This is a genomic window from Burkholderia sp. Ac-20384 (assembly GCF_017104605.1).
Taxonomy (GTDB): domain Bacteria; phylum Pseudomonadota; class Gammaproteobacteria; order Burkholderiales; family Burkholderiaceae; genus Burkholderia; species Burkholderia lata.
Window position 1 is genome coordinate 26,528 of the sequence record NZ_JAAGPE010000078.1, and the last position, 9,259, is coordinate 35,786.

The 9,259-nt window shown below is 69.2% G+C and carries 10 protein-coding genes and 1 pseudogene; 6 read left to right on the plus strand and 5 right to left on the minus strand.

What is annotated here, in order from left to right; genetic code table 11:
- Positions 1–52 precede the first annotated feature (52 nt).
- The 6 genes from G3O00_RS17450 (at position 53) to G3O00_RS17475 (ending at position 5,996) form a co-directional block, all read left to right on the plus strand.
- On the plus strand, positions 53–835 hold the full coding sequence (locus G3O00_RS17450) for a 5-oxoprolinase subunit PxpA (protein ID WP_206143738.1): 783 nt from the start codon (positions 53–55) through the stop codon (positions 833–835).
- Between the two features lie 16 nt (positions 836–851).
- On the plus strand, positions 852–1,094 hold the full coding sequence (locus G3O00_RS17455) for an acetyl-CoA carboxylase (protein WP_011353381.1): 243 nt from the start codon (positions 852–854) through the stop codon (positions 1,092–1,094).
- 4 nt (positions 1,095–1,098) lie between these two features.
- Complete coding sequence (locus G3O00_RS17460) at positions 1,099–2,562, plus strand: acetyl-CoA carboxylase biotin carboxylase subunit (RefSeq protein ID WP_206143739.1); 1,464 nt, start codon at positions 1,099–1,101, stop codon at positions 2,560–2,562.
- Positions 2,559–3,434 (plus strand): allophanate hydrolase subunit 1, encoded by an 876-nt coding sequence (locus tag G3O00_RS17465; RefSeq protein WP_206143740.1) that lies wholly within the window; start codon positions 2,559–2,561, stop codon positions 3,432–3,434. Before G3O00_RS17460 ends, G3O00_RS17465 begins: the two co-directional genes overlap by 4 nt.
- Entirely contained in the window at positions 3,424–4,419 is a 996-nt protein-coding gene (locus G3O00_RS17470; RefSeq protein ID WP_206143741.1) for a biotin-dependent carboxyltransferase family protein, read from the plus strand. The genes G3O00_RS17465 and G3O00_RS17470 overlap by 11 nt, the downstream gene beginning before the upstream one ends.
- Before the next feature lie 221 nt (positions 4,420–4,640).
- Positions 4,641–5,996 carry an allantoin permease gene (locus G3O00_RS17475; RefSeq protein ID WP_206143742.1) on the plus strand — a complete coding sequence of 452 codons (1,356 nt, stop codon included), beginning with the start codon at positions 4,641–4,643 and terminating at the stop codon, positions 5,994–5,996.
- Between the two features lie 25 nt (positions 5,997–6,021).
- Here G3O00_RS17475 and G3O00_RS17480 read toward each other — a convergent pair whose 3' ends face one another.
- The 5 genes and pseudogenes from G3O00_RS17480 to G3O00_RS17500 all read right to left on the minus strand — a co-directional run.
- Complete coding sequence (locus G3O00_RS17480; protein ID WP_174935838.1) at positions 6,022–7,110, minus strand: suppressor of fused domain protein; 1,089 nt, start codon at positions 7,108–7,110, stop codon at positions 6,022–6,024.
- Between the two features lie 76 nt (positions 7,111–7,186).
- Complete coding sequence (locus G3O00_RS17485) at positions 7,187–7,912, minus strand: copper homeostasis protein CutC (protein ID WP_174935836.1); 726 nt, start codon at positions 7,910–7,912, stop codon at positions 7,187–7,189.
- A gap of 108 nt (positions 7,913–8,020) precedes the next feature.
- Complete coding sequence (locus G3O00_RS17490; RefSeq protein ID WP_206143743.1) at positions 8,021–8,425, minus strand: hypothetical protein; 405 nt, start codon at positions 8,423–8,425, stop codon at positions 8,021–8,023.
- Complete coding sequence (locus G3O00_RS17495; protein WP_174935832.1) at positions 8,422–8,805, minus strand: hypothetical protein; 384 nt, start codon at positions 8,803–8,805, stop codon at positions 8,422–8,424. The genes G3O00_RS17490 and G3O00_RS17495 overlap by 4 nt, the downstream gene beginning before the upstream one ends.
- 156 nt (positions 8,806–8,961) lie before the next feature.
- Positions 8,962–9,259, minus strand: a pseudogene (locus tag G3O00_RS17500) (EAL domain-containing protein); the annotation flags it as partial.

The window sequence follows — 9,259 nt, forward strand, 5'->3', positions numbered from 1 at the left end:
TCGGCATGCGCGACGACGCACGAGAACCGGAGAACCTGGAGGAGCACACCGTATGAGGAAGCACAGCGTCGACCTGAACTCCGACATGGGAGAGGGCTTCGGTCCGTGGACGATCGGCGACGGCGTCGACGAGCAGATCATGCCGCTCATCAGCTCGGCAAACATCGCCACCGGCTTTCACGCCGGCGATCCGAACATCATGGCGCGCACGGTGCAGCTCGCGCGCGACGCCGGCGTCGGCATCGGCGCGCACCCGGGCTTTCGCGATCTCGTCGGCTTCGGCCGCCGCACGATCGCCGAAACGCCGCAGGCGCTCGTCAACGACATCCTGTACCAGCTCGGCGCACTGCGCGAGTTCGCGCGCCTGAACGGCGTCACCCTGCAGCACGTGAAGCCGCACGGCGCGCTCTACATGCATGCAGCCGGCAACGAAGCGTTCTCGCGGTTGCTGATCGAAACGCTGCAGCGCGTCGACCCGGGCCTGTGGCTGTACTGCATGGAAGCGTCGGTCACGTACCGCGTCGCCGTCGAATACGGGCAGCCGGTGATCCGCGAGTTCTACGCGGATCGCGACTACGACCGCAGCGGCTCGATCGTGTTCACGCGCCGCGTCGGCCGCCTCGATCCGCGCCAGGTCGCCGACAAGGTGCTGCGCGCGTGCATCGACGGCAAGGTGCGCACGATCGACGGCGACGACATCGACATCGCTTTCGATTCGGTCTGCATCCACAGCGACACGCCGGGCGCACTCGACCTCGTGCGCGAAACGCGCCACGCGTTGATCCGCGAAGGCATCCGGACCGCCGGGCCGCAACCGCTCGTCGCCCATCACTGATTCAAGGAGACCCACGATGGCATTGCACGATATCGTCAGCCCGCTGCCGGGCACCTTCTACCGGCGTCCGTCGCCCGATGCGGACTACTACGTCGCGGTCGACGCGATGGTTGCCGCCGGCGCGGTGGTCGGCCTCGTCGAGGTGATGAAGCAGTTCACCGAGATCGAAACCGATGCGGCCGGGCGCGTGGTCGAGCTGCTCGTCGAGGACGGCGAGCCGGTCGACGCGGGCCAGGTACTGATGCGGATCGAGGGGTGATGCGATGAAACCGGCAACTTCCCCCGACACGTTCTACCGCCCGTCGCGGATCCGGACTGTGCTGGTCGCGAACCGCGGCGAGATCGCGGTGCGCGTGATCCGCGCCGCGCGCGAACTCGGCATGCGCGCGGTCGCCGTGGTCAGCGACGCGGACCGCGACAGCCTCGCCGCGCGCATGGCCGATGAAGCCATCCACATCGGCTCGTCGCACGCGGCGAAGAGCTACCTGAATCCCGCCGCGATTCTCGACGCCGCGCGACAGTGCGGCGCGGACGCGATCCATCCCGGCTACGGCTTCCTGTCCGAGAACGCCGCATTCGCGGCGCAGGTCGAAGCGGCCGGCCTGATCTTCGTCGGCCCGGATTCGCAGGTGATCGCCACGATGGGCGACAAGGCACGCGCACGCGAAACCGCACGGCGCGCCAACGTGCCGACCGTGCCCGGCAGCGACGGCGTCGTGCAATCGCTCGACGAGGCACGGGAGGTCGCCGCGCGCATCGGCTACCCGATCATGATCAAGGCGGCCGCCGGCGGCGGCGGGCGCGGCATCCGCGTCGCGCATGACGCCGCGCAGCTCGACGCCGAGCTGCCGCTCGCGCAGCGCGAGGCGCAGGCCGCGTTCGGCGACGGCGGCGTGTACCTCGAACGCTTCATCGCACGGGCGCGCCACATCGAGGTGCAGGTGCTCGGCGACGGCCGCAACGTCGTCCACCTGTTCGAGCGCGAATGCTCGCTGCAGCGGCGCCGCCAGAAAATCCTCGAGGAGGCGCCGTCGCCCTCGCTCACGCCCGCGCAGCGCGACGCGCTGTGCGCGTCGGCCACGCGACTCGCGCAAGAAGTCGGCTATCGCAGCGCGGGCACGCTCGAATACCTGTTCGACGACGCGCGCGGCGAGTTCTACTTCATCGAGATGAACACGCGCATCCAGGTCGAGCATCCGGTGACCGAAGCGATCACCGGCATCGATCTCGTGCGCGAGACATTGCGCATCGCCGACGGCGAGCCGCTGCGCTTCGCGCAGCAGGACATCGCGATGCGCGGCGCGGCGCTCGAATGCCGGATCAACGCGGAAGATCCGCTGCAGGATTTCCGCCCGAACCCCGGCCGGATCGACGAGCTCGTGTGGCCGACCGGCCCGGGCGTACGCGTCGATTCCCTGCTCTATCCGGGCTACGTCGTGCCGCCGTTCTACGATTCGCTGCTCGCGAAGCTGATCGTGCACGACGAGAGCCGTGCGGCCGCGCTGCGGCGGATGGCGCGAGCGTTGGGCGAGCTGCACGTCGGCGGCCTGAAGACGACCGCGCCGCTGCACGTCGCGCTGCTCGCGGACGACGACGTGCGCGCCGGGCGCTATCACACGAATTTCCTCGAGACGTGGATGCCGCGATGGCGCGAAGCCGCCACCGCCGCCGCGCAACGACACGCAACCGACAATGCAGACGCCGCGCGCGTCGGGGAGGCGATGTGACGACCCGTTATACGTTCGGCGGCGACGAGTTCGTGTTCGTCGAAATCAGCGAATCGATGTCGCTCGATGCGTTCTTCAAGGGCACGGCGATCACGCGCGAACTGCAGCGCCGCGCGGTGCCCGGCATCACCGAGATCTGTCCGGCAAATGCGTCGTACCAGGTGCGCTACGACCCGGACGTGATCGAGCCCGACGCGCTCGTCGCGCTGTTGAAGACGATCGAAGCCGAAGTCGGCGACGCGCCGCTCGAACTCGACACGCGCATCGTCGAGGTGCCGGTGCTGTACAACGACCCGTGGACGCACGAAACGCTGATGCGGTTTCGCGAACGCCACCAGGATCCGTCGTCGACCGATCTCGAATACGCGGCGCGCATCAACGGCAAGCACGACGTCGACGCATTCATCGCCGCGCACTCGGGCTCGCCGTGGTTCGTGTCGATGGTCGGCTTCGTCGCGGGCCTGCCGTTCATGTACCAGATGGTCGAGCGCAAACGCCAGCTCGAAGTGCCGAAGTACCTGCGGCCGCGCACCGACACGCCGAAGCTCACCGTCGGCCACGGCGGCTGTTTCGGCTGCATCTACTCGGTGCGCGGCGCGGGCGGCTACCAGATGTTCGGCGTGACGCCGGCGCCGATCTTCGACCCCGCGCAGCGGCTCGACTACCTGCACGACTTCATGGTGTTCTTCCGGCCCGGCGACATCGTGAAATTCCAGCCGATCGATCGCGATGCGTACGACGCGGCAGTGGCGGCCGTCGAAGCCGGCACCTTCTCGCTGCGCGTGCGCCCGGTGAAATTCTCGCTCGACGCATTCCTGCGCGATCCGGATGCGGTCAACCGCTCTCTCGTCGAGGTGCTGCATGCAAACTGACACGCACAACCTGATCGAAGTCGTGAAACCCGGCCTCGCGACGTCGGTCCAGGACATGGGCCGGCAAGGCTATTACCACGTCGGCATTCCGCCATCGGGCTCGCTCGACCAGTACGCGTCGCGCGCGGCGAACCTGCTGGTCGGCAATCCCGAAGAAGCGGCCGTGCTCGAATGCACGCTGCTCGGCCCCGAGCTGATGTTCCATACGGACGCGCTGATCGCCGTCACCGGCGCCGAGATGACGCCGAAGATCGACGGTGTCGGACAGCGCTGTAACGTCGCGCTGTGGATCCGCGCGGGCAGCGTGCTGTCGTTCAATTACGTGAAGGCGGGCGCGCGCGCGTATCTCGCCGTCGCGGGCGGCATCGACGTGCCGGTCGTGCTCGGCAGCCGCTCGACCTACACGCTCGGCGCGATCGGCGGCCACGCGGGCCGGCGCCTGCAGAAAGGCGACCGGCTGCCGATCGGCATCCCCGTCGGCACGCACCGCGAAGGGCGCGAGCTGCCGGCGGCCGTGAGCCGGCCGCTCGACAACCAGGTCGAGTTGCGCGTACTGACGGGCCTGTACCACTACCGGCTCACCGACGATTCGGCGCGCACCTTCTTCGACGACGAATGGACGGTCGCGCCCGAAGCCGACCGCATCGGCTACCGCTACAAGAACGGCCGCGCGCTGCAGTTCCGGCCACGCGAGCAACCGTTCGGCGCGGGCGCCGATCCGTCGAACATCGTCGACGCGTGCTACCCGATCGGCTCGATCCAGGTGCCGGCCGGGCTCGAGCCGATCATCCTGCACCGCGACGCGGTGTCGGGCGGCGGCTACGCGACGATCGGCACGGTCATCAGCGCCGACATGGACCTGATCGGCCAGATGCAGCCCAACCACCGCGCGCGCTTCGTCCGCGTGACGATGGCCGACGCGCTCGCCGCGCGCCGCGAGTACCAGCGGCGCCTCGCGCTGCTGCGCGCCGTGCTGCGGGACTGAGCACCGGGCGCCCGGCGCGCATGCCGGGCGCCGTTCGCCACCACCCTTTTTTCGCTGTCGTTTCCCGCCCGCGCGGCCGTGCGCCGCGCGGCGGGGACGCCTGCGCGCTGTTTCCGTTCCTGCCGGACCGGTTGCCCGCCCGACGTCGGGGCAACCCTGCGGATCGCATGTGCCGCGGCCGAGACGTCGTTCGCAGTTTCCGCTCATCAAGGAGCACGATCATGGCCAACCTGGCTCAGGCCCGCACCGACGAGGAGCTCGACCTGTCGACGCTCGCCGTTCCCGACCACGCGCGCATGCCGCCCTTTTCGCTGACGATGGCGTGGTGGGCCGTGTGCAGCGCGGTGTTCTACATCGTCGTGGGCGCCACGCTCGCGCTCACCTACGGCGCGCGCAACGCACTGATCGGGATGGCGCTGTCGGTCGTGTCGTACGGCCTCGTCAACACGATCATCAGCCGCTATGCGATCCGCACGGGACTCTCGGTCGCGCTGTTCTCGCGCGTGCTGTTCGGCAGCGCGGGCGCGGCGCTCGCCACGCTGATCTTCTTCGCGACGGCGATCTACTACGCGGTGTTCGAAGGCTCGGTGATCGCGGTGGCGGCGCATCACCAGTTTCCCGGGCTCGACTACAAATGGGCCGCGCTGATCGTCGTCTGCTACAGCGTGCCGCTCGTGTTCGGCAGCGTGCAGCACTGGCTCGACAAGTTCAACGGCGTGTTGCTGCCGTTCTACCTGCTCGGGCTGCTCGCGGCGGTCGGGCTCGCGACGGCCGAATACGGGTACAACGCGGCGTGGCTCGATTTCGGGCCGGCCGGCAACGCACCGGCCGGCGGCTGGTGGCACTGCTTCGTCTACTACATGGGCGTGTGGGTGCTGATGATGTTCACGTTCGACTACGCGCGCTTCGGCCGCAAGGAAGACGCGGGCTATCACGGCCGCTTCAACTTCGGGATGCCGTTCTACCTCGTCACGTTTCTCGTCAACGGCGCGGCCGGCATCTATCTCGTCAGCACGATTCCGGGGCTCGGTACGCTCTCCGAAGTATCGGTCGTGCTCGCGCTGCTGAAGCTGATGGGCGTGTGGGGGCTGCTGTTCGTGTGGGTCACGCAATCCCGCATCAACACCGCGAACTACTACCTCGCGACCGTCAACATGCAGGCGTTCTTCCTGAAGCTGGCCGGCCTGCGCGCGCCGAAGTTCGTGTGGGCGCTCGTGGTCGGCGCGGTCGTCTATGCGCTGATGATGGCGGACATCTTCTCGCGGATCCTGCAGGCGCTCGCGTACCAGGGCATCTTCGTCGTCGCCTGGGTCGGCGTCGCGCTTGCGCACATCCTGTCCGACCGGTACGGGCAACTCGTCGGCGACGACGTCGAATGCCGCGACGCGCATGTGCCGACCTTCAACCCGGGCGGGCTGGCCGCCTGGTTCGCCGGCGCGTTCACGGGACTCGCGCTGAACCAGGCGACGGGGTTCGCCGCGTCGCTGTCGGCGCCCGCGACGTTCGTCGTGTCGTGGGTGGTCTATCGCGCGCTGCTGGGCACGGCCAAGCGGACCTGGTTCGTGCGCAATACGTGACGGGACGCCCGCGCGCCGCCGCGCATCATCCGATCGTCTGCACCGCGTTGCCCTGCGCATCGCGGATCACGGTCTTCTCCACGCGCCAGCGCACGCCGTCGAGCCCGTCGACCGCATACTCGCCGGCGCGCGGCTGCAGCGTGCGCGCCAGCGCCTGCACCGTCGCGTCGGTGAGCTGCAGCGTCAGCGTGCCGTCCTCGTCGGTCACGCCGTTCGCATCGCCGTGCACGAAGCGCACCGCGACGTCGTGACCGACCAGGCGGAACGGCCGGTCGAACGGCAATCGCAGCGGCAGCAGCGTGACGAGTTCGTCGACCTGCCGCGCGCCGACGGTGATCTCGATCACGGGCGCGCGCAGCAGCCGCTTGCGCGTGTCCCATCCGAGCACGTCGGTGAACAGGTAACCGCTCGACGAGCCGTCGCGCTGCGTCCCGGCGTCGACCGCGGCGCGCACGTCCGCGCGCTCGAGCAGCGACGCGCGGCCGAGATCGGTCACCCATAGCGGCATATGCGGCAGCAGCGTGTCGAGCAGCGCGCGCGTGCGCCAGCGCTTCGCGGCGCGCTCCTCGTCGAGCGTCAGCCCGACGATCTGCAGGAACGCCAGACTGCCGTGCGGCGTCTCGATCGCCGGCAGTTCCGGATCGAATGCGAAGCCCATCGAGCAGAGCTGCGTATCGGTATCGAGTGCGATCGGGCCGTTGGCCGTCATCCAGTGGCCGTCGTCGAACGCGTTGCCGCTCTGGAACACGTAGCGCGCGAGGTTCTGCAGGAAGCTGAACACCCAGTTCGGCGGTTCTTCGTCGGCGGCGCCGCACGCGACGCGCATCGTCAGCTCGAATCCGAAGCCGCTGACGGCCGGGTCGTCCGACTCCTTCGCATACAGCTCGGAGAGCCCGTACGTGACGAAATGCCAGTGCGGCACGGGTTCCGCGCGTTTCCACACGCTGATCCCGTCGAGCGGATCGCGACCGCCGAGCCGCCACTTGAGCAGCGTGCCGTAATGCTTCGGCTCCTGGCCCGGATAGACGCGCGCCAGCGCGCCGTCGATCGCGTCCCAGCCCGGCGCGCTGTCGTCGGCTGCGCCGTCCTGCGGGTCGTGTGATGCGTCCGTCATGTGGCCCTCTCTCCCGGGTGGTGTCCCGGTGGGTGGTGTCGTGCGTGCGGCGGCGACCAGCAGGCCGCCGTATGCGTCACACGTGTGCCGCCGCGCCGTCGATCGACGCGCGCACGCGCTCGACGAGTTGTTGATCGACCGGCGCCAGCACCTCGCCGCGCGGCCGTACACCCGAACCGAAATGCACCGCGCGCACGCCGGTGGCGCGGACGAAATCGCCGACCGCGTCGACCGTGAGCCCCGAGCCGGCCAGCACCGTGCAGGTCGAGCCGGCCGCCTGCCGCACCAGCCGCGTGATCGTCGCGACCGCGTCGAGCACCGACGGATGGCCGCCCGACGTCAGCACCGACGTGACGGCCGGCACGCGCAGCAGCGCGTCGAATGCGGCGTTGAGGTCGCGCGACACGTCGAACGCACGGTGGAACGTCAGCGCGCGGCCGTCCGCCGCAGCCGCAATGCGGGACAGTGCGTCGAGATCGACGTCGCCGCGCGCGTCGAGCGCGCCGAACACGACGCCGTTCGCGCCGGCCGCGACGGCCGCGCGCACGTCGCGTTCGATCACGCGGAGATCGTCGGCGTCATAGACGAACGACCGGCTGTGCGGTCGCACGATCACGTTGACGGGAATCGGCACCGCGGCCACGACCGCTTCGATCAGGCCGACGCTCGGCGTCAGCCCGCCTTCGGTGATCGCGGTCACGAGTTCAAGGCGGTCGGCGCCCGCGCGGGCGGCGGCCTTCGCATCGCCGACGGTCGTGGCGATCACTTCGAGGAGAACGGAAGAGGCGGCGTTTCGGTTCATGGGCGGCCCGCGAATCGTCTGGACAATTCGCGCATCCTAGCCGAGCCGCGTGACGGACGCCAGCGTGCCGGCCGCCGCGCCGTCAGCCGCACGCCGTCAGTCGCGCTGTCAGCCGCGCCGCGCGAGCCACACGCCGACGAGCGCGGACAGGCCGGTCACCGCGACGCCGGGCGCGAACCGGAACATCCGCGCGTTCACGTCCACGCCCTGCTGCTGCAACACGTCGACGATCCCGGGCGCCAGCAGCAGCGTCACCCAGCCGATCATCCCGAACGCGGTGATCGCGGTCGCGACGAGGAGTGCAATGCCCGCGCCGCGCGCGCGTGGCCGGAACGCGCCGGCAAACGCACCCACGGCCAGGAGCACGGCCGACAACCCGATCAGCACGGCGACGAACACCAGCATCACCCCCGCATGGCCGAGTTTCATGAACGCCATCATCTGCGCGGTGATCACGCACATGCCCGCGATCGTGAACAGCACGATCGCCAGCGCATTGCGCACGAAGCTCACGCGTTCGCCTGGAAATACGCGGTCGCGGGGCGCCGGAACATCAGGTAGACGAACAGCGCGAACAACAGGACGCCCGGAATCAGCACTGCGTACATCGACGCCGGCATGTTGATGAACGAGAACGCGAAGCTGAACACGGCCGTCGCGATGTAGGTCTTGCGCGACCATTCGCGGCCCTTGAGGATCGCGATGCCGACCACGACGTTCACGACCTCGAGGATTACGCTGATGCCGAGCGTCGCCCAGACGGGCAGCAGGTAGTGCGACAGCAGCGCCTGGGTGGTCGGCATGCCGATCGTGAAGGGCGTATAGATGCACGTGATCGCGTTGGTCACGATGATGATCCACGCGAGAATGGTCAGCGAAATCGGTCTTTTCATTGTGTTTTCCTTGTTATTCGCCGCCATGGTGGCCCCCGGGACGGCGCGCTCACGGTCACGATGGCCGCGGTCGGGCCATTGTCGGGGAAGCGCAAGGCGAACGCAACGGACGGCCCGTTCCGCTCGCCCCACCCGCCGCCGCCGGTGTGCGCGGCGCTAGCCGGCGTCCGCTTCGTCGTCGCCCCAGTCGATATCACCGCACAGCACGCGCTGCGCATCGCCGACCCGCACGGCCACCGACAGCGTCACGCACGGCTGCGCCTCGTTGATCGACAGGTACGGCCGCGTGACCTGCACCCGCCCCGGCTCGGCGATTGCCGAGCGGAAATACGGCCGGCGCAGCCAGTTCGCGCCCTGCGCGTCCGCCAGCGGCGAGAAGCGCGCCTCGGCGAGCGCGCGGTCGGCGCGCAGCACGACGTTGCGGCCCGACTGGCGGCCGTGCGCATCCAGCAGG